15 protein-coding genes are annotated in these 23,581 nt (G+C 72.4%); 3 read left to right on the forward strand and 12 right to left on the reverse strand.

Going from position 1 to position 23,581, the window contains the following annotated elements:
* Positions 1-41 precede the first annotated feature (41 nt).
* Positions 42-1,610, forward strand: a complete 1,569-nt coding sequence (locus AC0KTA_RS10650; RefSeq protein WP_481054868.1) for an MFS transporter — start codon at positions 42-44, stop codon at positions 1,608-1,610.
* 281 nt (positions 1,611-1,891) lie between these two features.
* On the opposite strand, the gene serA is transcribed toward AC0KTA_RS10650, so the two are convergent.
* The 6 genes from serA to AC0KTA_RS10680 all read right to left on the reverse strand — a co-directional run bounded on the left by serA (position 1,892) and on the right by AC0KTA_RS10680 (position 13,293).
* Positions 1,892-3,496, reverse strand: a complete 1,605-nt coding sequence (gene serA, locus AC0KTA_RS10655) for a phosphoglycerate dehydrogenase (protein ID WP_481054869.1) — start codon at positions 3,494-3,496, stop codon at positions 1,892-1,894.
* 292 nt (positions 3,497-3,788) lie between these two features.
* Positions 3,789-4,787 (reverse strand): ketol-acid reductoisomerase, encoded by a 999-nt coding sequence (gene ilvC / locus AC0KTA_RS10660; protein WP_481054870.1) that lies wholly within the window; start codon positions 4,785-4,787, stop codon positions 3,789-3,791.
* A gap of 210 nt (positions 4,788-4,997) precedes the next feature.
* On the reverse strand, positions 4,998-5,522 hold the full coding sequence (gene ilvN, locus AC0KTA_RS10665; RefSeq protein WP_481054871.1) for an acetolactate synthase small subunit: 525 nt from the start codon (positions 5,520-5,522) through the stop codon (positions 4,998-5,000).
* 34 nt (positions 5,523-5,556) lie between these two features.
* Positions 5,557-7,413: an acetolactate synthase large subunit gene (locus tag AC0KTA_RS10670; protein ID WP_481054872.1), complete on the reverse strand. Its 1,857-nt coding sequence runs from the start codon at positions 7,411-7,413 to the stop codon at positions 5,557-5,559.
* 250 nt (positions 7,414-7,663) lie between these two features.
* Positions 7,664-10,720, reverse strand: coding sequence for a putative bifunctional diguanylate cyclase/phosphodiesterase (locus AC0KTA_RS10675; RefSeq protein WP_481056379.1), 3,057 nt, complete (start codon positions 10,718-10,720; stop codon positions 7,664-7,666).
* Positions 10,721-12,345: 1,625 nt separating this feature from the next.
* Positions 12,346-13,293: a 2-hydroxyacid dehydrogenase gene (locus tag AC0KTA_RS10680; protein ID WP_481054873.1), complete on the reverse strand. Its 948-nt coding sequence runs from the start codon at positions 13,291-13,293 to the stop codon at positions 12,346-12,348.
* 106 nt (positions 13,294-13,399) lie between these two features.
* On the opposite strand from AC0KTA_RS10680, the gene AC0KTA_RS10685 reads away from it, so the two are divergent.
* Positions 13,400-14,398 carry an aldo/keto reductase gene (locus tag AC0KTA_RS10685; RefSeq protein WP_481054874.1) on the forward strand — a complete coding sequence of 333 codons (999 nt, stop codon included), beginning with the start codon at positions 13,400-13,402 and terminating at the stop codon, positions 14,396-14,398.
* Between the two features lie 209 nt (positions 14,399-14,607).
* Complete coding sequence (locus AC0KTA_RS10690) at positions 14,608-15,747, forward strand: PQQ-dependent sugar dehydrogenase (protein ID WP_481054875.1); 1,140 nt, start codon at positions 14,608-14,610, stop codon at positions 15,745-15,747.
* A 60-nt stretch (positions 15,748-15,807) separates the two neighbouring features.
* Here AC0KTA_RS10690 and AC0KTA_RS10695 read toward each other — a convergent pair whose 3' ends face one another.
* The 6 genes from AC0KTA_RS10695 to AC0KTA_RS10720 form a co-directional block, all read right to left on the reverse strand.
* Positions 15,808-16,116 (reverse strand): DUF6191 domain-containing protein, encoded by a 309-nt coding sequence (locus tag AC0KTA_RS10695; protein WP_481054876.1) that lies wholly within the window; start codon positions 16,114-16,116, stop codon positions 15,808-15,810.
* An 82-nt stretch (positions 16,117-16,198) separates the two neighbouring features.
* On the reverse strand, positions 16,199-19,282 hold the full coding sequence (locus AC0KTA_RS10700) for a helix-turn-helix transcriptional regulator (RefSeq protein WP_481054877.1): 3,084 nt from the start codon (positions 19,280-19,282) through the stop codon (positions 16,199-16,201).
* A 94-nt stretch (positions 19,283-19,376) separates the two neighbouring features.
* Positions 19,377-19,553, reverse strand: coding sequence for a hypothetical protein (locus tag AC0KTA_RS10705; protein WP_481054878.1), 177 nt, complete (start codon positions 19,551-19,553; stop codon positions 19,377-19,379).
* Between the two features lie 174 nt (positions 19,554-19,727).
* Entirely contained in the window at positions 19,728-20,327 is a 600-nt protein-coding gene (locus AC0KTA_RS10710) for a hypothetical protein (protein ID WP_481054879.1), read from the reverse strand.
* Between the two features lie 301 nt (positions 20,328-20,628).
* Positions 20,629-21,192, reverse strand: a complete 564-nt coding sequence (locus tag AC0KTA_RS10715) for a GNAT family N-acetyltransferase (protein WP_481054880.1) — start codon at positions 21,190-21,192, stop codon at positions 20,629-20,631.
* A 59-nt stretch (positions 21,193-21,251) separates the two neighbouring features.
* Positions 21,252-23,468, reverse strand: a complete 2,217-nt coding sequence (locus AC0KTA_RS10720; protein ID WP_481054881.1) for an MMPL family transporter — start codon at positions 23,466-23,468, stop codon at positions 21,252-21,254.
* Positions 23,469-23,581: the final 113 nt, after the last annotated feature.

Raw genomic sequence — 23,581 nt, forward strand, 5'->3', positions numbered from 1 at the left:
GTCCTAGACAATTGTTTTATACGTCCGTACAGTTCCTGGGCATGGCTACGAATCCGATGCCCGCCCGTGCGGGCCACAGGGAGTGGACGGCCCTCGCCGTCCTGATGCTCCCGCTGCTGCTCGTCTCGATGGACGTCTCGGTCCTCTACTTCGCGATCCCCGCGATCAACGCGGACCTGGAGCCGACCGGCACCCAGCAACTGTGGATCTTCGACATCTACGCCTTCGTGCTCGCCGGACTGCTCATGACCATGGGCTCGCTCGGCGACCGCGTGGGCCGCCGCCGGCTGCTGCTGTTCGGCGCGGCGGCCTTCGGCGCGGCCTCCCTCACCGCCGCCTACGCCGACAGCGCCGAACTCCTCATCGCCGCCCGCGCCGTCCTCGGCATCGGCGGCGCCACCCTGATGCCGTCCACGCTCGCGCTGGTCCGCACCCTGTTCCGCGACGCCGGGCAGCGCGCGCAGGCGATCGGCATCTGGTCCGGCGTGATGGTCGCGGGCGTCGCGCTCGGCTCGGTGCTCAGCGGGCTGCTCGTCGAGTTCTTCTGGTGGGGCTCGGTGTTCCTGGTCAACCTGCCCGCGATGGCGCTGCTCCTGCTGCTCGCGCCGGTCCTCATCCCGGAGTCCAAGGACCCGCGCCCCGGCCGCTTCGACCTGCTGAGCGTGCCGCTTTCGATGGCCGCGGTGCTTCCGGTCGTGTACGGCCTGAAGGAGATGCCCGCCGAGGGCGTGCGTGTGGAGTACGTCGTGTCGGTCGCCGTGGGCCTCGTCTTCGCGGCCCTCTTCGTACGCCGCCAGCGCACCGCCGCGTCCCCGCTGATCTCCCCCGCCCTGTTCCGCGGGTCGCGCGGCTTCGGTCCCGCGGTGGTCCTGAACCTCGTCTCGTCCTTCGCGATGATGGGTTCGGCGTATTTCACGACGCAGTATCTGCAGTCCGTGCTCGGCAAGAGCGCGATGGAGGCGGCGCTCTGGGCGCTGCTGCCGTCGGTCCTCATCGGCTGCGCGGCGCCGGTCGCGACGGCGCTGGTGCGGCGGGGCACGGACCGGGCGTATGTGGTCGCGGGCGGCTTCGCGGTCGCCGCGTGCGGGTACGGGCTGCTGCTGCTCGCGGACACCGACGCGCTGTGGACGGTGCTCGCGGGGGCGGGGGTGCTCGCGTGCGGGGCGGTGGTGGTCGGCTCGCAGCTCACCGATCTGGCGCTCGGGTCGGCGCCCGCGGAGAAGGCCGGGGCGGCGTCCTCGCTCCTGGAGACCGGCCAGGAGTTCGGCGGGGCGCTCGGGATGGCCGTCCTCGGGTCGATCGGGACGGCGGTGTACCGGCACGAGATGCCCGGCGGGGCGCCGGACGAGGCCCGCGAGACCCTCGGCGGCGCGCTGGCCGCCGCGGGTCGCCTGCCGGCGCCGGCGTCCGATGCCCTTGCCGCGGCTGCGCGTTCGGCTTTCACCGGCGGCATGCATGCCGCTGCGCTGGCGGGGGCGGGGGTGCTGCTTGCCGCAGCCGGGCTGGCGGCGTGGGCCCTCCGAGCCCAGGGGGCTCCGCCCCCGGCCCCCCGCTCCTCAAACGCCGGAGAGGCTGATGTCCCCCACCCGCCCGCCCTCTCATCGCGCTGACGCGCTCGTCCTCAAGCGCCGGACGGGCTATTTCCCACCCGCCCGCCCTTTTTCGCCCTTCGGGCGGAGTGGGGTGGGTGGGGGAAAGCCCGTCCGGCGCTTGAGGACAAGCCGCGGAGCGGCGATCGGCGGGGGTCTGTCCCACCCGCCCTGGACCCCCACCCCGGCTGGGGTCCAGGGGGCGCAGCGCCCCTGCCCGCGGCGGAGCCGCTAATCGATGCAGCGGGAAAGGGGCGGGCCTGGGGCGCCCCGCGAGGGCCCGGCCCCGCCCCCCTAGTCCCCTAGTCCGTCAGGTTCACGGAGCGCACCGAGACCGCGCCGATCTCCTCGGAGAGCTCGGCGAGGACCGGCTGCGGGACCGTGTCGTCGACGGTGAGGACGGCGAGCGCCTCGCCCCCGACGTCGGCCCGGGCAACCTGCATCCCGGCGATGTTGATCCCGGCCTCGCCCAGGACGCGCCCCACGGTGCCGACGACACCGGGCCGGTCCTCGTACCGCAGCACGACCATGTGGTCGGCGAGCGCCAGATCGACGTCGTACTCACCGACGGCCACGATCTTCTGGTGGTTCTTGGGACCGGCCAGCGTGCCGGACACGGCGATCTCCTCGCCGTCGCCGAGCGTGCCGCGCACGGTGACCACGTTGCGGTGGTCGGGCGACTCGGACGACGTGGTGAGCCGCACCTCGACCCCGCGCTCCTGCGCGAACAGGGGGGCGTTGACGTAGCTGACGGTCTCGTCGACGACGTCCTCGAACACGCCCTTCAGGGCGGACAGTTCGAGCACCTTCACGTCGTGCTGGGTGATCTCGCCGTACACCTCGACGTCGAGCCGGGCGGCGACCTCGCCCGCGAGGGCGGTGAAGATCCGGCCGAGCTTCTCGGCCAGCGGAAGCCCGGGGCGCACGTCCTCGGCGATGACACCGCCCTGGACGTTCACCGCGTCCGGCACCAGCTCACCGGCGAGCGCGAGGCGCACCGACTTGGCGACGGAGATGCCCGCCTTCTCCTGAGCCTCGTCGGTGGAGGCACCGAGGTGCGGGGTGCACACGACCTGGTCCAGCTCGAAGAGCGGCGAGTCGGTGCAGGGCTCCTTCGCGTACACGTCGAGGCCGGCGCCCGCGACGCGGCCCTCCTTGAGCGCCGAGAACAGCGCCTCCTCGTCGACGATGCCGCCGCGCGCGGCGTTGACGATGCGCACGGACGGCTTGACCTTGTGCAGCGCCTCGTCGCCGATGAGCCCGAGGGTCTCGGGGGTCTTCGGCAGGTGCACGGTGATGAAGTCGGAGACTTCGAGGAGCTCGTCCAGCGAGAGGACCTTCACGCCCATCTGCGCGGCGCGCGCGGGCTGCACATACGGGTCGTACGCCACGACCTTCATGCCGAAGGCCGACATGCGCTGCGCGACGAGCGCGCCGATGCGGCCGAGGCCGACGACGCCGAGCGTCTTCTCGGCGAGCTCCACGCCGGTGTACTTGGAGCGCTTCCACTCGCCGTTCTTCAGGGCCGTGTTCGCCTGCGGGATGTTGCGCGCGGTGGCGACGATCAGGCCGCAGGCGAGCTCGGCGGCGGTGACGATGTTCGACGTCGGGGCGTTGACGACCATCACGCCGGCCTTGGTGGCGGCGGAGACGTCGACGTTGTCCAGACCGACGCCCGCGCGGGCGACGACCTTCAGCTTGGGCGCGGCGGCGATCGCCTCGGCGTCGACCTTGGTCGCGGAGCGGACCAGGATCGCGTCGGCACCGGCGACAGCGGGCAGCAGATCGGCGCGGTCCGCGCCGTTGCAGTGCCGGATCTCGAAGTCCGGGCCCAGGGCGTCGACGGTGGCGGGCGACAGCTCTTCAGCGATGAGTACGACCGGTTTGCCGTTGGCAGCAGTGCTCACGTGAGTCCTCACAAGTCCAATGCGGACGGCCGTCCCGACGGCCGCAGGCGGTGGAGGGTGCTAGCCGCGTGGAAGACGCACGACGCTGTGGGCCTGACGCGAATGTGGTTTGCAGTGTAGTGGCGCGCCGAGGGCCTTCTCGCGGCTACCCGGAAGGATCACCCGCACGTGGAAGATCCAGCCCCTCCGGCGTTTGAGGAGCGGGGTCCGGGGCGGAGCCCCGAGGCGGTACGCAGGACAACGGCGCGGGTACGGCCCCCGAGGGACCGGCACCGTACCCGCGCCGCACGGCTTACGCCTCCTCGTCCACCCAGGACATGAGCTTGCGCAGCTCCTTGCCGGTGGTCTCCAGCAGGGACTCGGCGTCCTGCTGCTTGTACTCGTTGTACTTCTTCAGGCCGCCGTGGTACTCGGCCATCCAGTTCTTGGCGAACGTGCCGTCCTGGATCTCGGCGAGGACCTTCTTCATCTCGGCCTTGGTGGCGTCGGTGATGATGCGCGGGCCCGTCACGTAGTCGCCCCACTCGGCGGTCTCGGAGACCGACCAGCGCATCTTCTCCAGGCCGCCCTCGTACATGAGGTCGACGATGAGCTTCAGCTCGTGCAGGCACTCGAAGTACGCGATCTCCGGCTGGTAGCCCGCCTCAACCAGGGTCTCGAAGCCGGCCTTCACCAGCGCGGCCGTACCGCCGCAGAGGACGGCCTGCTCGCCGAAGAGGTCGGTCTCGGTCTCCTCGGTGAAGGTCGTCTTGATGACGCCCGCGCGGGTGCCGCCGATGCCCTTGGCGTAGGACAGGGCGAGCTCGAAGCCCTTGCCCGTGGCGTCCTGTTCGACGGCCGCGATGCACGGGACGCCGCGGCCCTCCTCGTACTGGCGGCGGACCAGGTGGCCCGGGCCCTTCGGAGCGACCATGCAGACGTCGACGCCCTCGGGGGCCTTGATGAAGCCGAAGCGGATGTTCAGGCCGTGGCCGAAGAACAGCGCGTCGCCGTCCTTCAGGTTGTCCTTGATGGACTCCTCGTACACCTGGGCCTGGATCGGGTCCGGCACCAGGACCATGATGACGTCGGCTTCCTTGGCGGCCTCCGCGGGCGTGACCACGCGCAGGCCCTGCTCCTCGGCCTTCGCCTTGGACTTGGAGCCCTCGTGCAGGCCGACCCGCACGTCCACACCGGAGTCGCGCAGCGAGAGGGCGTGGGCGTGACCCTGGCTGCCGTAACCGATGACCGCGACCTTGCGGCCCTGGATGATGGACAGGTCGGCGTCGGCGTCGTAGAACAGCTCGGCCACTGGAAATCTCCTATGTGTGCTGGTGTTGCGTCCCACCGTACGGCGGGCTGGGTGAGGGAAGTTGTCGGGTCTCGCCATCCGGAACCAACGCCCGGCGCGCGGGAGCGATGCGGTCTCCCGCGCACAGGATCTCGCGCAGGCTGCCGCGCACGGGATCTCGCGCAGGCTCCCGCGCACGGGGTCAGTCTCGCGCGCGGCGCTCGAGCGCGGCTACGCGGACCGGTCGAGCGCGCGCAGACTGCGGTCCGTGATGGAGCGCGAGCCGCGGCCGATGGCGATGGTGCCGGACTGCACCAGCTCCTTGATGCCGAAGGGTTCGAGCATCTTGAGCATGGCTTCCAGCTTGTCGCTGCTGCCGGTGGCCTCGATGGTGACGGCCTCCGGGGAGACGTCCACGGTCTTGGCGCGGAACAGCTGGACGATCTCGACGATCTGCGAGCGGGTCTCGTTGTCGGCGCGGACCTTCGCGAGGACGAGCTCGCGCTGGACGGCCGAGCCCGGCTCGAGTTCGACGATCTTCAGGACGTTGACCAGCTTGTTGAGCTGCTTGGTGACCTGTTCGAGCGGCAGGTCCTCGACATTCACGACGATGGTGATGCGGGAGATGTCGGGGTGCTCGGTGACGCCGACGGCGAGCGAGTCGATGTTGAAGCCGCGGCGGGAGAAGAGTGCGGCGATCCTGGCCAGGATGCCGGGGGTGTTCTCGACGAGGACCGAGAGCGTGTGCTTGGACATGGGAGTCATGGCGGGTGGTACCTCTCCTGGGCTCTCAGTCGTCTTCGTTGTCGCCGAAGTCGGGGCGCACGCCCCGCGCTGCCATGACCTCGTCGTTGGAGGTGCCGGCGGCGACCATGGGCCAGACCTGCGCGTCCTCGTGGACGATGAAGTCGATGACGACGGGCCGGTCGTTGATGGAGTTGGCCTCCTCGATCACCTTGTCGAGGTCGGCGGGGTCCTCGCAGCGGATCGCGTGGCAGCCCATCGCCTCGGACAGCTTGACGAAGTCCGGGATGCGGGTGCCCGCGCTGGGCTGCTTACCGTCGGCCTCGGGGCCGGAGTGCAGGACCGTGTTCGAGTAACGCTGGTTGTAGAACAGCGCCTGCCACTGGCGGACCATCCCGAGGGCGCCGTTGTTGATGATGGCGACCTTGACCGGGATGTTGTTCAGGGCGCAGGTGGTCAGCTCCTGATTGGTCATCTGGAAGCAGCCGTCGCCGTCGATCGCCCACACCGTGCGCTCGGGCTGTCCGGCCTTCGCGCCCATCGCGGCCGGCACCGCGTAGCCCATCGTCCCGGCGCCGCCGGAGTTGAGCCAGGTCGCGGGCTGCTCGTACTGGATGAAGTGGGCGGCCCACATCTGGTGCTGGCCGACGCCCGCCGCGAAGATCGTGCCCTCCGGCGCGAGTTGGCCGATGCGCTCGATGACCTGCTGCGGGGACAGCTGGCCGTTGTCGGGGTGGTCGTAGCCGAGCGGGTACGTCTCGCGCCACCGGTTGAGGTCGGCCCACCAGGCGGTGTAGTCGCCGACGTGGCCGGCGGTGTGCTCGGCCTGGATGGCCTGGACGAGGTCGGCGATGACCTCGCGGGCGTCGCCGACGATCGGGACGTCGGCGGCGCGGTTCTTGCCGATCTCGGCGGGGTCGATGTCGGCGTGCACGACCTTGGCGTACGGGGCGAAGCTGTCCAGCTTGCCGGTGACGCGGTCGTCGAAGCGGGCTCCGAGGGCGACGATCAGGTCGGCCTTCTGCAGCGCGGTGACGGCGGTGACCGCTCCGTGCATGCCCGGCATTCCCACGTGCAGCGGGTGGCTGTCGGGGAAGGCGCCCAGTGCCATGAGGGTGGTGGTGACGGGCGCGCCGGTGAGCTCGGCGAGGACCTTCAGCTCGGCGGTGGCGTGAGCCTTGAGGACGCCGCCGCCGACGTAGAGGACCGGCCGCTTCGCGGCGTTGATCAGCTTCGCGGCCTCGCGGATCTGCTTGGCGTGCGGCTTGGTCACCGGGCGGTAGCCGGGCAGCTCCTGCTGCGGCGGCCAGCTGAACGTGGTGCGCGCCTGCAGGGCGTCCTTGGCGATGTCGACCAGGACCGGGCCCGGGCGGCCCGTGGCGGCGATGTGGAAGGCCTCCGCGATGGTGCGCGGGATGTCCTCGGCCTTGGTGACCAGGAAGTTGTGCTTGGTGATCGGCATCGTGATGCCGACGATGTCCGCCTCCTGGAAGGCGTCCGTGCCGATCGCCTTGGAGGCCACCTGGCCGGTGATCGCGACGAGCGGGACGGAGTCCATGTGGGCGTCCGCGATGGGCGTGACCAGGTTGGTGGCGCCGGGGCCGCTGGTCGCCATGCAGACGCCGACCTTGCCGGTGGCCTGCGCGTATCCGGTGGCCGCGTGGCCGGCGCCCTGCTCGTGCCGGACCAGGATGTGGCGCACCCGGGTGGAGTCCATCATCGGGTCGTACGCGGGGAGGATCGCGCCTCCGGGAATGCCGAATACCGTGTCGGCCCCGACTTCTTCGAGAGAACGGATCAGCGACTGCGCGCCCGTGACGTTCTCGACGGAGACGGTCTGCGGTCCTGAGGATCGGGGCCGCGGCTGCGGATGGGCCCCGGTGGCCTGCTCGGTCATCGGCATTCTCTTCTCGAAGCTGAGGGTTTCTGCTGAGGATTCTGCGGGGTGTCGCTGGGGTTTTGCCTGGGTTTGGCCGGTGCCAGTGCAACAAAAAACCCCTCGTGCCGTGAGGCAAGCGAGGGGAGCGCGCCGGGTGCGGTCGCTGGGTCTCCGGTGTCCGGACCGGGGCGTCCCAGCTTCAGCCGACGCGCTTTCCAAGTACGAGAATTCGGGTGCGCATGGCTCTGACCCTCCCCCTGGCGTGCTACGACTGTCAAGTAGGTGGGACGGGCGTCTCATTATGTGAGCGGCCGTAGGGGGCGGATCCAGCCGCGTACGCACCCGTTCCACCGAAGGGCGTGGTGGGGCCGCCGAACGGCGTCGCGGCCTCGCCGTACGCCGCCGACGCGGCTTTGAAGGCCGGCGCGCCCTCTCCGTAGACAGCGGGCTCGGCCGTCGGGCCGCCCACGCACACCGGCTCGACGGGGGCGCCCGGCACGGGATACTCCCCGGCCGCGAGGGCCCGGCGCAGCCGGTATTCGTCGAGCGGGCCGGAGAAGGCCATGCCCTGCCCGTGCGTGCAGCCCATCGCGCGCAGGGCGATGACCTGCTCGGGAAGGTCCACGCCCTCGGCGACGGAGCACAGGCCGAGGTCGCCCGCGATCCGGAGCAGCCCGGCGGTGATCTTGTGCAGCCGCGCGGACTCCACGACGCCCTCGACGAGCCCGCGGTCCAGTTTCAGTACGTCGAGGGGGAGCCGGCGCAGTGCGGTGATGGCCGCGCTGCCGCTGCCGAACCCGTCGAGCGCGACGCGGACGCCGAGGCGGCGCAAAGCAGCCAGGCGGCGCTCCAGGTCGTCGAGGGAAACGCGAGGGTCGCTGTCCGCGAGCTCGACCACGAGTCCACCGGACGGCAGCCCGTGCCGGGTGAGGAGCGCCTCGACGGAGCCGAGCGGCATGGAGCGGTCCACCAGGCGGCGTGCGCTGACGCGCACGCAGACGGGCACCGCGTGGCCGGTCTGGGCGCGCTCGGCGGCGTGCTCCACGGCTTCTTCGAGGAGCCAGCGGCCGAGCTCGGCGGCGCGGTCGCCGCCGTCGGCGGTGCGCAGGAACTCGGCGGGCGTGAAGAGGATGCCCTGGGCCGAGCGCCAGCGCGCCTGGGCGGCGACGGAGGTGATGCGGCCGGTCTCCAGGGACACCACGGGCTGGTGCAGCAGCACGAACTCGCCGTCGTGCAGGGCGCTGCGCAGCCGCGTGGCCAGCTCGGCCTTACGCGCCACGTCGGCCTGCATCTGGGGTGCGTACAGCTCGACGCGGCCCTTGCCCGCGGCCTTGGCGCGGTACATCGCGAGGTCGGCGTTGCGCAGCAACTCGCCCGCGCCGACGCCCGGTTCGGCGAAGGCGACGCCGATGGACGCGGCGACCCGGACATCGTTGCCGTCGATGTCGTAGGGCTGGGAGAGCCGGATTCTCAGCCGGTCGGCGAGCTCGAAGATGTGCTTCTCGCGCGCGGTCTGGTCCCGGGTGCCGTCGCCGACGATCAGGGCGGCGAATTCGTCGCCGCCGAGCCGTGACGCGGTGTCCGAGGTGCGGACCGCCTCCTGGAGCCGCTGTGCGGCCTGCACGAGCAGCGCGTCGCCCGCCTGGTGCCCGATCGTGTCGTTGACGGCCTTGAATCCGTCGAGGTCGATGAAGAGGACTGCGGTGCCCCGGTCGGTGACTCTGCGACCGCCGAGCGCGGCGGCGACTCGGCGGGTGAAGAGTGCCCGGTTGGGCAGGTCGGTGAGTGGATCGTGCTCGGCGTTGTGCTGCAACTGCGCCTGCAGTCGCACGCGTTCGGTGACGTCACGGCTGTTGAAGATGAGGCCGCCGTGGTGACGGTTGACGGTGGACTCCACGTTCAGCCACTCGCCGCAGCCGGACTTGAAGCGGCACTCGATGCGGGTGGTCGGCTCCTCCACGGGGTTGGCGGCGAGGAAGCGGCGCACTTCGTGGACGACGCGGCCGAGGTCCTCCGGGTGGATGAGCGTGGCCAGTTCGGAGCCGACGAGTTCGTCGGCCTCGCGGCCGTAGACACCGGCGGCGGCCGGGCTGACGTACCGCAGGATGCCGCTCGGCGCGGCGATCATGATGACGTCGCTCGATCCCTGCACGAGGGACCTGAAGTGGTTCTCCTTCTGGGCCAGTTCCTGGGTGAGCGTGATGTTGTCGAGCAGCATGATGCCCTGGCGCACGACGAGAGCGAGGACGACTGTGCCCGCGGTGAAGAGCACCACCTCGTCGACGCTTCTGCCGTTGAGGACGTTGTAGAGGATCCCCAGTGTGCAGACGGCGGCGGCCAGGTAGGGCGTGAGGGCGGCGAGCGATCCGGCGATGGGGCGGGTGGTGGCGTACCTCCCGCGGTTGTCGCCGCGCTCGCCCGGCCGGGCGTCGCGGTCGTCGTGCTCGCGGCCGCGTACGTCGGTGAACCGGGCCCTGCCGTACGCCCGGTACGACGCGGACGCCGGGAGCTCGTCGGCGCGCGCGTGCCAGGGCGCGGCCCATGGGGCGTACGCGAGGAGCAGCGAGCCGGCGAACCAGCCCGCGTCGAGGAGCTGCCCCGAGCGGTAACTGGCGTGCAGCAGCGGCGAGGTGAACAGCGCGTCGCACATCACCGTGAGGGCGAGGGCGCCGATCGCGGTGTTCACGGCCGTGCGGTTGGCCGAGGACCTTCTGAAGTGCAGCGCGAGGACCATGCTGACGAGCGCGATGTCCAGCAGCGGATACGCGAGCGACAGCGCGGCGTGCGCGACACTGGGGCCCTCGAACTGCGCGTTGTGCGCGAGGGCGAGGCTCCACGACAGCGTGAGCAGTGAGCCGCCGATGAGCCAGGCGTCGAGCGCGAGGCACACCCAGCCGGCCCTGGTGACCGGCCGCTTGGCGAGCACGAGGAGCCCGATGATGGCGGGTGGCGCGAAGCACAGGAAGAACAGGTCCGCGATGCCCCGGTCCGGCACGGGCACCTGCAGGACGACCTCGTACCAGCCCCAGACGCCGTTGCCGCAGGCCGCCATCGCGGAGGAGAGCGCGAAGAGCAGCCATGCGGGTCGAAAGCGGCTGCGGCGGGTGCGGGAGTACCGGAAGCAGGACACGGCGGCTGCTGCGGCGGCGGCGCTCAGGCCGAAGTCGCCCATGATCAGGGCGAGTCGGCCCGATCCCCAGCCCAGCGCGGACCCGGTCGCGTATCCCCCGCAGACCAGCAGCAGGACGACCTGGGAGAGCAGTCCGGCGCCGCCGCCGGAGGCCGGGCGCCGGGCCGTCGGCGTGCCCGGCGGCGGCACGGACGCCCCGATCCTGCCCTCCAGGACGGTGGCGGAGGCCGACTGCCCGCTCACCGGCTCGCCCCGCTCCGTGCGGCGGCGCCCCGGCAAGGGACGCCACGACCGCGGACCCCGGGGGTCGCGCCCGCGCGGCAGCCACCCGCCGCGGGGCCGCGGCACGACGGGCTCACGGCACGGAAGTCGCTGATCCGCCGGGCCGTCCGGCGTGGATGCGCGCACGAGGGCGTCGTACGCGGCAAGCTGGTGCGGGTTCGGTTCATGCGGATCGGGCTCATACACGACGAGTTCGGACGCGACGGGCTCACACACGGCGCGCCCGAACGCGACGACGCCGCCCGGCAAAACTCCGGACGCGACGGGCTCGTACACGACGGGTGGGTGGGTGGCGGGGTGACACGGGACGGCTGCGAACGCGGGCATGCTGGGCGAGAGTTGCCCGGCGGGCCACCGCCCCGTGAACGGGGTCCCGAGGGGCGGGTGTCCGGCGGGGGGTTGCCCGGAGGCTGGCTGCCCCGCGAGCGGGTTCCCGACGGGCGGCTGTCCGGCGGGGGGTTGCCCGACGGGCGGTTGTCCGACGGGGGGTTGCCCGACGGGCGGTTGTCCGACGGGGGGTTGCCCGACGGGCGGTTGTCCGACGGGCGGTTGCCCGACGGGCGGGTTCCCGGCATTCGGTTGTCCAGCGGGCGGGTTCCCGAGGGGCAGTTTCCCGGCGGGCGGCTTCCCTGCAGACGGGTTCCCGACGGGCGGCATCCCGGCTTTCGGCTGCCCGGCGGACGGCATCCCGGCATTCGGCTGCCTGACGGGCAGCTTCCCGGCGAGCGGGTTTCCTGCGGACAGCTTCCCTGCGAACAGGTTTCCGACGAGCGGCTTGCCGACGGGCGGGTTCCCAGCGAGTGGTTGCCCGGCATTCGGTTGCCCGGCGGTCGGCTTCCCGACGGGCGGCTGTCCGGCGGGTGGATTCCCGACGGGCGGCTTCCCGGCAATCGGTTGCCCGGCGGTCGGCTGCCCCACGTGCGGGTTGCCGATGCGCGGTTGACCGGCGGATGGGTTCCCGACGGGCGGCCTCCCGGCGCGTGGTTGCCCGGCAAGTGCTTCGGGCGGGGCCGGGACGGGTGCGTCGCCGACTGCGCGTGTGTCGCCGACGCGTACGTCGCCGACCGGGCCGTCACCGGGCGGTGCGCCTGCGGGCGGTGCGGCCGGAGGCGGTGTGGTAGGAGGCGTCGCGTGGGTGTCGGTGGGGCGGCGGTCGTCAGGGGGCGGAGCGGTGTGGGCCTCCGCCGCGCGTGGGTCACCGGACGGTGCCGGCCGGACCGGCACATGAGTCGGTGGCGCCTGGCATCGTGCCGGCGTCTGCGGGCTGGTGTGCGTGAGAGTCGCCGGCGGTGGTCCCGCCGCGTCGGATCGTTCGCCCATAGGCCGTGCATCGCCCGTCGCCCCCCTCGCAGTCCTGTTGCTCACATCCCCGGCGCCGAACGGTGCGCGGCGCATCCCCAGTCGGGACGATACACCAGTCTCGTCACTCAGGGACAGGGTCGCTCTACTCTCCGTGACTGCCAGCGTCAATGCGGACACGCGGCGCACGCGGGCGGCTGCGGAGCGTGCGCAGAACGGGGCTCCCCGCTTCCGCGCCCCTCGGGCTAGGACGTCGTCAGGACGACGTTGGCGAGCGGCTCCCCGGCGGCGTAACGGTTCACCTGACCCGACAGCAGGCGCTTGGCGCGGGGCCGGAACGCGGACGTCGGACCGCCCACGTGCGGGCTGATGAGCACGCCGGGGGCCTGCCACAGCGGGTGGCCGGCGGGCAGCGGCTCCGGGTCGGTGACATCCAGGGCCGCGGTGAGGCGGCCGCTCTCGAGCTCGGCCAGGAGCGCCTTGGTGTCGACGACGGGCCCGCGGGCCACGTTCACCAGCAGCGCGCCGTCCTTCATGCGCGCCAGGAACTCGGCGTTCACCAGGCCGCGCGTGCCGGCGGTGAGCGGCGTGGAGAGGATCACGACATCGGCGTCGGGGAGCAGTCGAGGCAGTTCGGAGAGCGGATGCACAAGACCGCGCTCCGTAGTGCGCTCGGAGCGCGCGACGCGCGCCACCCGCGCACACTCAAAACCCGCGAGCCGGTCCTCGATCGCGGAACCGATCGATCCGTACCCAACGATGAGGACGGACTTGTCGGCGAGCGCCGGATTGAACCCCTGCCGCCACTCCTGCACCCGCTGCCCCTCCACGAAACGCGGAATGCCCCGCAAAGAGGCGAGGGTCAGCGTCAGCGCGAGCTCGGCCGTGCTGGCCTCGTGCACCCCGCGCGCGTTGCACAGCTGAACACCCGGAGGGAGCCGCTCGACCGCGGGGAGCACGTGGTCGACCCCCGCCGTCAGGGTCTGCACGACGCGCAGCGACGTCATCGCGGCCAGCGGGCGCGCGCAGATGTCGGGATCGATCATGTAGGGAACCGCGTAGAAGACGCAGTCGGCGGGGTCGGCGGGATAGTCCCCGCCATTCCAGTATCGGTACGTGAGACCTCCTTCGGAGGGCGCCGGCAGCCCCTCCATCTCGGACGCTTCCACTGGCAGCCATACGTCGGTTGTCATGGTCAGGAGGCTAATGCGCACAGGCCGCACGCGCCGCGCCCGGGCGCAGAGGTTACGTTGGGGGCCGCCGGGACGAAGATCACCGGACAGGGGAGGGTACGGCCAGGTGGAGCGCAGGACGATCGGCGCCGGGGCGCTCGCAGTGGGCGCCGTCGGACTCGGCTGCATGCCGATGAGCTGGGCGTACACCGGCTCGCGGCAGCGGGGGGAGGACTCGCTGCGGACCGTGCACGCGGCGCTCGACCAGGGTTCGTCGCTCCTCGACACGGCCGACATGTACGGGCCGTTCACCAACGAGCTGCTGATCGGCCGGGTGCTCAAGGAGCGGCGCGCGGAGGCCTTCGTGTCGACGAAGTGCGGGCTGCTCGTCGGCGAGCAGCACATCGTCGCCAACGGCCGCCCCGGCTATGTGAAGCGGGCCTGCGACGCGTCGCTGCGGCGCCTGCAGACGGACACCATCGACCTCTACCAGCTGCACCGCGCGGACCCCGAAGTGCCCGTCGAGGAGACGTGGGGCGCGATGGCCGAGCTGGTGACGGCGGGCAAGGTGCGGGCGCTCGGGCTGTGCGCGGTGGGGGCGCGGGCGCGCCGCAGGGCGGGGGCGGGCGCGGGGCTGCACGACGCCACGATCCGGCAGTTGGAGCGGGTCCAGCAGGTCTTCCCGGTGACGGCGGTGCAGGCCGAGCTGTCGGTGTGGTCGCCGGAGGCACTGGAGTCGCTTTTGCCGTGGTGCGCGGCGCGCGGGGTGGGGCTGCTCGCTGCGATGCCGCTGGGGAACGGTTTCCTCACCGGCACGCTGACGCCCGGCCAGGGTTTCGAGCCGGACGACGTGCGGGCCCGCCACCCCCGCTTCACCGCCGAGATGATGGCCGCCAACCAGCCGCTGGTGGTGGGCCTGCGCCGGGTCGCCGAGCGGCACGGCGCGACGCCCGCGCAGGTGGCCCTCGCCTGGGTGCTCGCGCAGGGACCGCAGGTGGTGCCGGTACCCGGCGCCAAGCGGGACCGCTGGGCGCGGGAGAACGCGGGGGCGGCGGGGGTGCGCCTGACGCGCCAGGACTTGGCGGACATCGCGGCGCTGCCGCCGGCGCAGGGGTCGTGGGACTGACCTGCCCCAGTCGGCGGAGGTACCGACCGTCCTCGTCGGCCGAGCGGCCCCAGGCCCCAGGCCCCAGGCCCCAGGCCCCAGCCAGACTGATCGGAATTGGCGCGCGGTGGAAGGGAACCTGCGGGGCAGCTGCGGTGTATGAACAGTAGAAGCGCCGCGTCGAAGGGACCCTGATCGTGCTGTCTGCCCAACGTTCCGCTGTTACGGCCATGTTGGCCGCTGCCGCGCTGCTGCTCGCGACCGGATGCTCGTCCGACGACGACGGCGACCCGGGAGGCGGCAAGAGCGCCGAGTCGAGCCCCGCCGAGACGGGCGCGTCCCCATCGGGCGACGGCCCCGCGCCCCCGCCGGAGAAGGGCTCCGCCGAGGTCACCAAGACGCTCGCGACGGACCTGAAGTCCCCCTGGGGCCTCGCCCCGCTGCCCGGCGGCGACCTGCTCGTGTCCTCGCGCGACGAGGGCACGATCACCCGGGTCGACGGTGAGTCCGGCAAGAAGACGGAGGTCGGCAAGGTGCCCGGGGTCGCCCCCGCGGGCGAGGGCGGCCTGATGGGCCTCGCCCTCTCTCCGACGTACGCATCCGACCACCAGGTGTACGCGTATTTCACCACCGAGTCCGACAACCGCATCGCCCGCATGCTGTACGACGAGAAGAAGCCGTCGGGCCGGCAACTGGGCGCGCCCGACACGGTGTTCAAGGGCATCCCGAAGGGCGTGATCCACAACGGCGGCCGGATCGCCTTCGGCCCGGACAAGATGTTGTACGCGGGCACGGGAGAGACCGGCGAGAAGGATCTCGCCCAGGACAAGAAGTCCCTCGGCGGCAAGATCCTCCGCCTGACCCCGGACGGCGAACCGGCCCCGGGCAACCCGTTCGACTCCCCCGTGTATTCGTACGGCCACCGCAATGTCCAGGGCCTGGACTGGGACGAGGACAAGCGCCTGTGGGCCTCGGAGTTCGGCCAGGACACCTGGGACGAGCTGAACGAGATCAAGGCCGGCGACAACTACGGCTGGCCGGAGGTCGAGGGCAAGGGCGACGGGGACGGCAAGGGCTTCCACGCGCCGGTGGCCGAGTGGAAGACGTCCGAGGGCTCCCCGAGCGGTGTGGCCTACGCGCAGGGCTCGGTCTGGATGGCGGGCCTGCGCGGCGAGCGGCTGTGGCGGATCCCGGTGCGGGGCGTGGACGGCGAGCCGAAGACGGAGGCGTTCCTCACGGAGAAGCACGGCCGACTGCGCACCGTGGTCGCGGCGGGCGGCGACAAGCTGTGGCTCGTGACGAGCGAGACGGACTCCCGGGGCACACCGGAGAAGGGCGACGACAAGATCCTGGAGGTGCGGGTGAAGTAGCGATGCGGGAGCAGTGGCGGTGCAGGTGAAGTAGCGGGCCAGGTGAAAGAGCGGCGACGGTCAGTCGCGGGCCGCGTCACCGGAGTCGGCACGGCGCTCGGCGTCCGCGGACTCCACGGAGTCGTCGGCCTCGCCCCCGCGGTCAGCACGGTCCCCGGGATCCGTGCGGTCCTCGGGTGCTGTGCGGTCCTCGGGATCCGTGTCGGCCTGCTTCGGCACCCGGACGACGACCGTGCCGGAGGACAGATCGATCGGCCCGCGCCCGGGGTCTCCGTCGTCCACGTCGACCCGGGACAGCTCAAGACGCTTGTTCTCGTCGTCCGTGTGCTTGCGCCCCGGGGCGAAGAGTTGCTCGAACACGTTGAACACTGCGCCTCCAGGGACCGGACGGGTGGTCCTCTGTCCAGCGTAAGCGAGGACGCGGGCATTCCCCGGGGGCCGGGACGCGGGCCTACCGGGGCGGGCCCGTCGCCTCCTCCGGTGCGGCCGGGAACAGCTGGAGCCGGTGGGCCAGCGCCGCCGCCTCGCCGCGACCCGCGACGCCGAGCTTGCCGAGGATGTTGGAGACGTGGACGCTCGCCGTCTTCGGGGCGATGAAGAGTTCCTCGGCGATCTGGCGGTTGGTGCGGCCGGCGGTGACCAGGCGCAGGACGTCGCGTTCGCGGGAGGTCAGGCCGAGGGCCTCGGCGGGGTCGGCGGGCGCGGCCGGGGCCGCGCCGGTGAGGGAGAGCCGGGCACGCTGGGCGAGCCGGTCGGCGGCGTCGGCGAGGGGGCGGGCGCCCAGGTGCTCGGCGACGGCACCGGCCTGGCGGAGCAGTTCGGCGGCCCGGTCGCGGTCGGCGGCGCCGCCGGTCGCGGTGTTGGCCGTGAGCAGGGACTCGGCGAGGCGGTGGCGCACGCGGGCGAGGTCGTAGGGGCGCTCCAGCGGGGCGACGGCGGTGAGGGCGGCCAGCCAGTCGTCGGGGGTGGCGCGGCCCTCGGCGCGCCGGAGTTCGGCGCGGACCCAGAGTTCGTACGCCTGCCAGACCGGGACGTTGGCGGGCATGCCCTTGGCGGTGGTGCGGATGAGGTGGAGGGTTTCGGTGCGGCCCGGCGCGGCGACGGGCAGGCCGCGGGCGTCGGCCTCGGCGGTGGCGGCGGCGAGGAGCAGCGGCCAGCCGTACCGCTGGGTGCCGGGCGGGAAGCCGGTGGCGACGGCCTGTTCCAGCTCGGCGCGGGCGTCGAGGATGCGGCCCTCGCCCGCGGCGACGCCGACGGCGACGCGGGCTTGCGGAAGGGAGTTCTGCGGCATCGGGTCATGGGTGCCGAAGTGCTTGCGGGCGTCGGCGAGTTGGCGGGCGGCCTCGGCGATGTCGCCGCGGGCGAGCGCCAGGTGGGCGAGGCGCAGGCAGGCGCCGCCGCGCGGCTTGGCGCTCAGGCCCGCGCGGCGGGCCGATTCGGCGGCCTCCTGCCAGCGGCCGAGGCCGTAGAGCGACTCGGAGTGGTTGACCCACATCCAGTGCTCGGACTCGACCAGGCCGTACCGCTGGGCGAGGCCGATGCCCTCGTCGAGGAGTTCGACGGCCTCGCGGGAGCGGCCGACGCCCTCGAGGACGGACGGCAGGTTGATGTAGGTGCGGCCGATCGGGCCGACGCTGCCGCTCGCGAGCACCTGGTCGCGGACGGCGAACAGCTCGGCGAACCCGGCGTCGATCTCGCCCGCGTCGACCATCAGGCCGCCGAGCGTGAGGCGGGCGGTCAGCTCGATGTCGCGGGCGCCGACCATGCGGGCGTACTCCACGGCCTGTTCGGCGGCGGCGAAGGCCTCGGGGCCCGGCTCGTGCAGCATGGACCAGCCGGCGACCATGGCGAGCACCTCGGCGTGCACGACCGACGGCGGATGGCCGCGGACGAGGTCCTGGGCGGTGGCGAGTTCCTTCCAGCCGTCGCCGCGGGCGAGGGTCTGCACGAGCCGGGAGCGCTGCACCCAGAACCACGCGGCGCGCAGCGCGTCCGGCTCCGGCTCCTCCTCCAGGAGCCGCAGCGCCCGCTTGGTGATCTTCAGGGCGCGTTCGCGCTCGCCGCACAGCCGGCCCGCGACGGCGGCCTCGGCCATCAGGTCGAGATAGCGCAGCGGGGTGGTCTCGGGGTCGCAGCCGCAGGGCGGGTAGACCTCGGTGTAGTCGACGGGGCGCAGGCGGACGCGGACGTCGTCCGGGGCCTCGTCCCAGAGTTCCATCGCCCGCTCCAGGAGCCGCAGTTGCTCGGAGTAGGCGTGCCGGCGGCGGGCCTCGACGGAGGCGTTGAGGACGGCGGGCAGAGCCTTGGCGGCGTCGTGGGCGTGGTACCAGTAGCTGGCCAGGCGGGTGGCGCGCTGGTCGGCGGCGACCAGCGACGGGTCGGCCTCAAGGGCGGTGGCGAAGCGGCGGTTGATGCGGGAGCGCTCGCCGGGCAGCAGGTCGTCGCCGACGGCCTCGCGCACCAGGGAGTGCCGGAAGCGGTAACCGTCGCCGCCGGGCGAGGGGATCAGGATGTTGGCGCCGACCGCGGCCCGCAGCGCGTCGATCAGGTCGTCCTCGGAGAGTCCTGCGACCTCGGCGAGCAGGTCGTACTCGACGGTCGAGCCGCCCTCCGCGACGATCCGCGCCACCCGCTGGGCGTCCTCGGGCAGTTCCTCGACGCGTACGAGGAGCAGGTCGCGCAGCGAGTCGGTGAGGTTCGCGCAACTGCTGCCGTGCGAGGCGACGGCCAGTTCCTCGACGAAGAAGGCGTTGCCGTCGGACCGCTCGAAGACGTCGTCGACCAGCTTCGGCTCGGGCTCGGCGGCGAGGATCCCGGCCATCTGGCGTCCGACCTCGTCGCGGGTGAAGCGGCGCACCTCGACGCGGCGGACCGTACGCAGCCGGTCGAGTTCGGCGAGCAGGGGGCGCAGCGGGTGGCGGCGGTGGATGTCGTCGGCGCGGTAGCTGGCGAGGACGACGAGGCGGCCGTGGCGCAGCGTGCGGAAGAGGTACGACAGGAGGTGGCGGGTGGAGGCGTCGGCCCAGTGCAGGTCCTCCAGGGCGAGGACGACGGTGCGCTCGGCGGCGATGGCCTCCAGGAGGCGTGCGGTCAGCTCGAAGAGCCGGGCCATGGCCTCCTCGCCGTGCCGTCCGGCGCTGCCCGGCAGGGGCGCGGCGTCGCACAGCTCGGGCAGCAGCCGCGCCAGCTCCTCCTCCTGGCCGGCCGCCGCGGCGGCGAATTCGGCGGGCAGTTTCTGGCGCAGCGTGCGCAGGGCCGTCGAGAACGGCGCGAAGGGCAGCCCGTCCGCGCCGATCTCCACGCAGCCGCCGACCGCGACGACGGCGCCGCGCGCGCAGGCTCCGGCCGCGAACTCCTCCAGGAGGCGCGTCTTGCCGACGCCCGCCTCCCCGCCGAGCAGCAGCGCCTGCGGCTCGCCCACCGGCCCCGCCGTGGGGGCGGCGGCGCGGGCGAGCGCGTCGTTGAGTGCGCCCAGTTCGTCGGCCCGGCCGACGAACACCGGGCTGACTGACCTGGTCTCCACGGGCGTGAGCATGGCACAGACCTGGGGCTTTGGGGCAGGGCGTTTCCCGGTGGGCGAAACCGGGGTGGCGTCGGGTGGCGTACGCGGGGGCGGCATGCCCGCCCCGTCACGCGGCGCGTGTGAAGTGGTCCGTGGCGCGTGCCGGTGTCACCCGCCCCTCGGTTGCGTGGCCGCGCTTCCGGAGGGCCTTGCGGGCCCGGCGGGCCTCACGGACGAGGCTGTGCCGCTCGGCCGCCTGCGCGAGCTCGGCGGTCCGCAGCTGGTGCAGTTCGTACTCGAACATGTCGTTCTCCTGGCTTCTCAGTGGTGTGTTCCGTCATCGCTTTCGGCGATGGGTCCACTGTCGTTCGCCAGGGGGGTGCGGCACATCGGGAGAGTGCCGCATCTTGGGGGTGGTGGGGGCCTTAGGGCGGGGGTGGGGCCTTAGACGGGGCTCTTCCCCCATACCGGCACATGATCAACTCGTCGACGGGAGGCCCAGCAGCAGGTCCGTGTACTTCGCGATCGCCAGTACGAGCCCGATCACGCCGAGCGCGACACCGGCCCACGCCACCGACTTGATCCACGGCGCCTGTACGCGCCCCGGGTCGCCGAACGCCGGGCGCAGCAGCACGGCGACACCGGCCACCAGCGCGGCGAGCGCGAACAGGCCGCCGACCAGCGCCGTCGTCTTCCAGGAGTCGCCGTACACCTGCTGGACCTGCTCGGCCACGCCGGCGCTCTGCGACGTCTTGAGCTGGCCGATGAGCGACTCGCGTGCCGACGCGACGGTGCCGAGCCAGCCGCCGGAGAGCCCGACGACGCCGAGCGCGGCGGCGACGACGGCACCGGCGCCCTGGCCGACCCCGGCGGAGGCGGCGGCCTTGCCGGTCGCCGCCTCGGCCTCACCGTCGTCGTCCTGCTCGAAGTCCTCGTCGTCCAGAGCGCCGTCGGCCCCGGCGGACTCGACGGCCTCCTCGGTCTCCGTGGTCTTCCCGGTCACCGGGGCCTTCTCGGCCTCCGTGGCCTCCACGGTCTCGGCGGTCTCTGCGGACTCGTCAACTGCCTTGGTTCCCATGCCCCGCACCGTACGGACGGAGTCTGAGAACTCTCTTACCGCGACGGCCCCATTCTGAGAGTCCCCTTAACGCCGTGCGCCCGCGCCACCGGTCGCGCCGGTCAGCGCCCGCCGCCCTAGGGCGTGTCCGATGGGTCCGGTCGGCTGTGTTCCGGGTGCGTGTTCGTGGGGCCGAGCGGTGTCTGGTGCGTGTGGCTGCAAGGCGGAGGAGGGCGTCGACGCGGAGCGTCGGCAACCGACGACAACGCGGCAGACGCGCGTGCCAGGCGCCGCGACGCCGACGGGACCCATCGGACACGCCCTAGGCCGCACGCGCCGCCCGCGCATCCCGCCACTCCGGCGCGAGCACCGACCACACCTCCATGTCGTGCCGTATCCCCTGCCAGGGGAAGGACTCCCGCAGCACCCCGTCCCGCACGAAACCGAGCCGCTTCGCCGCCTTCTTGCTGCGTTCGTTGAGCGAGGACACCAGCCACTCCACGCGGTGCATGCCGCGCTGGTCGACCGCCCAGTCGATGATGACGCGCGCCGCGTTGGTGATCAGCCCGCGCCCCGCTGCGGACGGCTCCAGCCACACGCCGACCTCGCACGACTCGACCTGCGTGTCGAAGATCCGGAAGAGCACGCCGCCGACGAGCGTCCCGTCGAGCCAGATCCCGTACAGCCGCCCGGTGTCGGCGGCCTGCCGCTCGGCGAAGTGCTGGAGGTGCGCCCGCGCCGACTCCACGTCCTTGACCTTCACCGTGAACGGCACCCAGGGGCCCGCGTACTCGCGCGCCCGCTCCACATGGGCCAGCAGCTCCTCGGCCTGCCACGGCTCGATGGGCCGCAGCTCGGCCCCTTCCCCCACGGATATCGCGAACATCCCCGCCGCTCCTCACACGCTCCGGCCGGGCGCGCGACATCCGCCCGCCCGGCCCTTCGTCACCGGTCGTTCAGCGCGAGCGGGGCGTCCTCCCCGGCACGCTGTCCGGGGATCGTCGCACGTGTCCGCGATTCGGGCACCTCAATACTGATCCGCGGCAGCCAGCGGTCCAGGCGTTTCGGCAGCCACCAGTTGGCGCCGCCGAGCATGTGCATCAGCGCGGGGACGAGCAGCGTACGCAGCACGAACGCGTCGAGCGCGACGGCCGCGGCGAGCGCGATGCCGAACATCGCGATCACCCGGTCCCCGCTGAGCACGAACGCCAGGAAGACCGAAATCATGATCACGGCAGCGGAGTTGATCACGCGGCTGGTCTCGGCGAGGCCCACGCGGACGGCGACACGGTTGTCCCCGGTCTCCAGCCACTCCTCGTACATCCTGCTGACCAGGAACACCTGGTAGTCCATGGAGAGGCCGAAGAGGACGGAGACCATGATGACCGGGAGGAAGGGCTCGATCGGCCCCGCCCGTCCCAGGCCCATCAGCTCGCTCCCCCAGCCCCACTGGAACACCGCCACCACCACGCCGAACGCCGCCGCCACGGCCGCCACGTTCATCACGGCGGCCTTGAGCGGTATCCCGACCGAGCGGAACGCGAGCAGCAGCAGGACGCAGCCCAGGCCGATCACGACGCCCACGAACAGCGGCAGCTTGCTGACGATGATCTCGGAGAAGTCGTCGTAGCCGGCCGTCACGCCGCCGACGTGCAGGTCGAGGGAGGTGCCGGTCTCGGCTCTGGGGAGCACGTCGGCGCGCAGCCGGTCAACCAGGGCGCTGGTCGCCTGCGACTGCGGGGCGGAGTCCGGCACGACGGTGAGGAAGGCGGCGGCCCCGCTGTCGTCGTACGTCACCGGGCTCACGGAAGCGACGCCCGGCGTCGACTTCAGGGTGGAGCCGAGGTTGTCGAGGGCGAGCCGGTCGGGGGCGCCGTTGACCTCGGTGACGAGGGTGAGGGGGCCGTTCACGCCGGGGCCGAAGCCGTCGGCCAGCAGGTCGTAGGCCTGCCGGGTGGTGCTGGTGGCCGGGTTGTTGCCCTGGTCGGAGGTGCCGAGGTGCAGCGAGAGGGTGGGGATGGCGAGCAGCGCGATCACGGCCACGGCCACGCCGCCGAGCAGCTTCGGGTGCCGTTCGACGAACGCGGACCAGCGGGCGGCGAGCCCGGTCGGCACCTCGGGCGCGGGCCCGCTCTCGGCCAGCTTGCGGCGTTCGCGGCGGCTGAGGGCGCGCGGCCCGATGAAGGAGAGCAGCGCGGGGAGCAGGGTCACGGACGCGGCGACCGTCAGGATCACGGTGAGCGACGCGGCGATGGCGACGCCGTTGAGGAAACTCAGGCGCAGGATGAGCATGCCGAGCAGGGCGATGCAGACGGTGGCGCCCGCGAACACGACGGCGCGGCCGGTGGTGGCGACGGCCCGCTCGGCGGCCTCGGCCACGGGCAGGCCGCGTTTGAGGCCCTTGCGGTGCCGGGTCACGATGAACAGCGCGTAGTCGATGCCGACGCCGAGCCCGATGAGGGTGCCGAGCATGGGCGCGAAGTCCGCGACGGTCATGAAGTGGCCGAGCAGCACGATGCCCGCGTACGCCGTGCCGACGGAGACGACCGCCGTGGCGATGGGAAGGAGCGAGGCGGCCAGCGAGCCGAAGGCCAGGAAGAGGACGACGGCGGCGACGGCCACGCCGACGATCTCGGCGGTCTTGGCGCTCTTGGACTCCGTGAGCCCGATCGCGCTGCCGCCGAGCTCGACGTCGAGGCCGTCGGTCTCGGCGGCCTTCGCGGTGTCGACGACGGCCTGGGCCTGGGCCTGGTCGAGGGAGTCGCTCTGCTCACGGAAGGTGACGGTCGCGTACGCGGTGCGGCCGTCCTCGCTGATCTGCGCGGCGCCCGGGTCGGTGTACGGACTGGTGACGGACGCGATCCCCGGCAGGTCCGCGATGCGGTCGAGGGTCTCGGTCATCGTCTGCTCGACGGCGGCGGAGCGGACCTTCTGGTCCGTGCCGGTGTGCCAGACGACGGTGTCGCTGTCGCCGCCGAGCTCGGGGAAGCCCTCGCCCAGGAGCTTGGTCGCGCGGTCGGCCTCGGTGCCCGGCACTTCGTAGTTGTTCGAGTACGCGGAGCCGACCGCGGCGGCCGCGGCCGCCGTGCCGCCGAGTGCGAGGAGCCAGAGCAGTACGGCGACTAGGCGGTGCCTGACGCACCACCGGGCGAGTGCTGCCACGGACTGGCTCCCTGGAGGATTCGCGGATCTTCAGCGGGAACAGCCGGGAAGCGTCGGAGTGACCCGTAAAGAACACATGAGGAATACGTGCGGGGGAAATGGATCATGATCAT

The organism is Streptomyces sp. Y309, from assembly GCF_056712025.1.

Excerpts from the sequence above, each read along its gene's own strand:
- AC0KTA_RS10705 (WP_481054878.1), bottom strand. The coding sequence starts at position 19,553 with ATGTTCGAGTACGAACTGCACCAGCTGCGGACCGCCGAGCTCGCGCAG.
- AC0KTA_RS10690 (WP_481054875.1), top strand. The coding sequence starts at position 14,608 with ATGTTGGCCGCTGCCGCGCTGCTGCTCGCGACCGGATGCTCGTCCGAC.
- AC0KTA_RS10670 (WP_481054872.1), bottom strand. The coding sequence starts at position 7,413 with ATGCCGATGACCGAGCAGGCCACCGGGGCCCATCCGCAGCCGCGGCCC.
- AC0KTA_RS10710 (WP_481054879.1), bottom strand. The coding sequence starts at position 20,327 with ATGGGAACCAAGGCAGTTGACGAGTCCGCAGAGACCGCCGAGACCGTG.
- AC0KTA_RS10700 (WP_481054877.1), bottom strand. The coding sequence starts at position 19,282 with ATGCTCACGCCCGTGGAGACCAGGTCAGTCAGCCCGGTGTTCGTCGGC.
- AC0KTA_RS10680 (WP_481054873.1), bottom strand. The coding sequence starts at position 13,293 with ATGACAACCGACGTATGGCTGCCAGTGGAAGCGTCCGAGATGGAGGGG.
- ilvN (WP_481054871.1), bottom strand. The coding sequence starts at position 5,522 with ATGTCCAAGCACACGCTCTCGGTCCTCGTCGAGAACACCCCCGGCATC.
- AC0KTA_RS10715 (WP_481054880.1), bottom strand. The coding sequence starts at position 21,192 with ATGTTCGCGATATCCGTGGGGGAAGGGGCCGAGCTGCGGCCCATCGAG.
- AC0KTA_RS10650 (WP_481054868.1), top strand. The coding sequence starts at position 42 with ATGGCTACGAATCCGATGCCCGCCCGTGCGGGCCACAGGGAGTGGACG.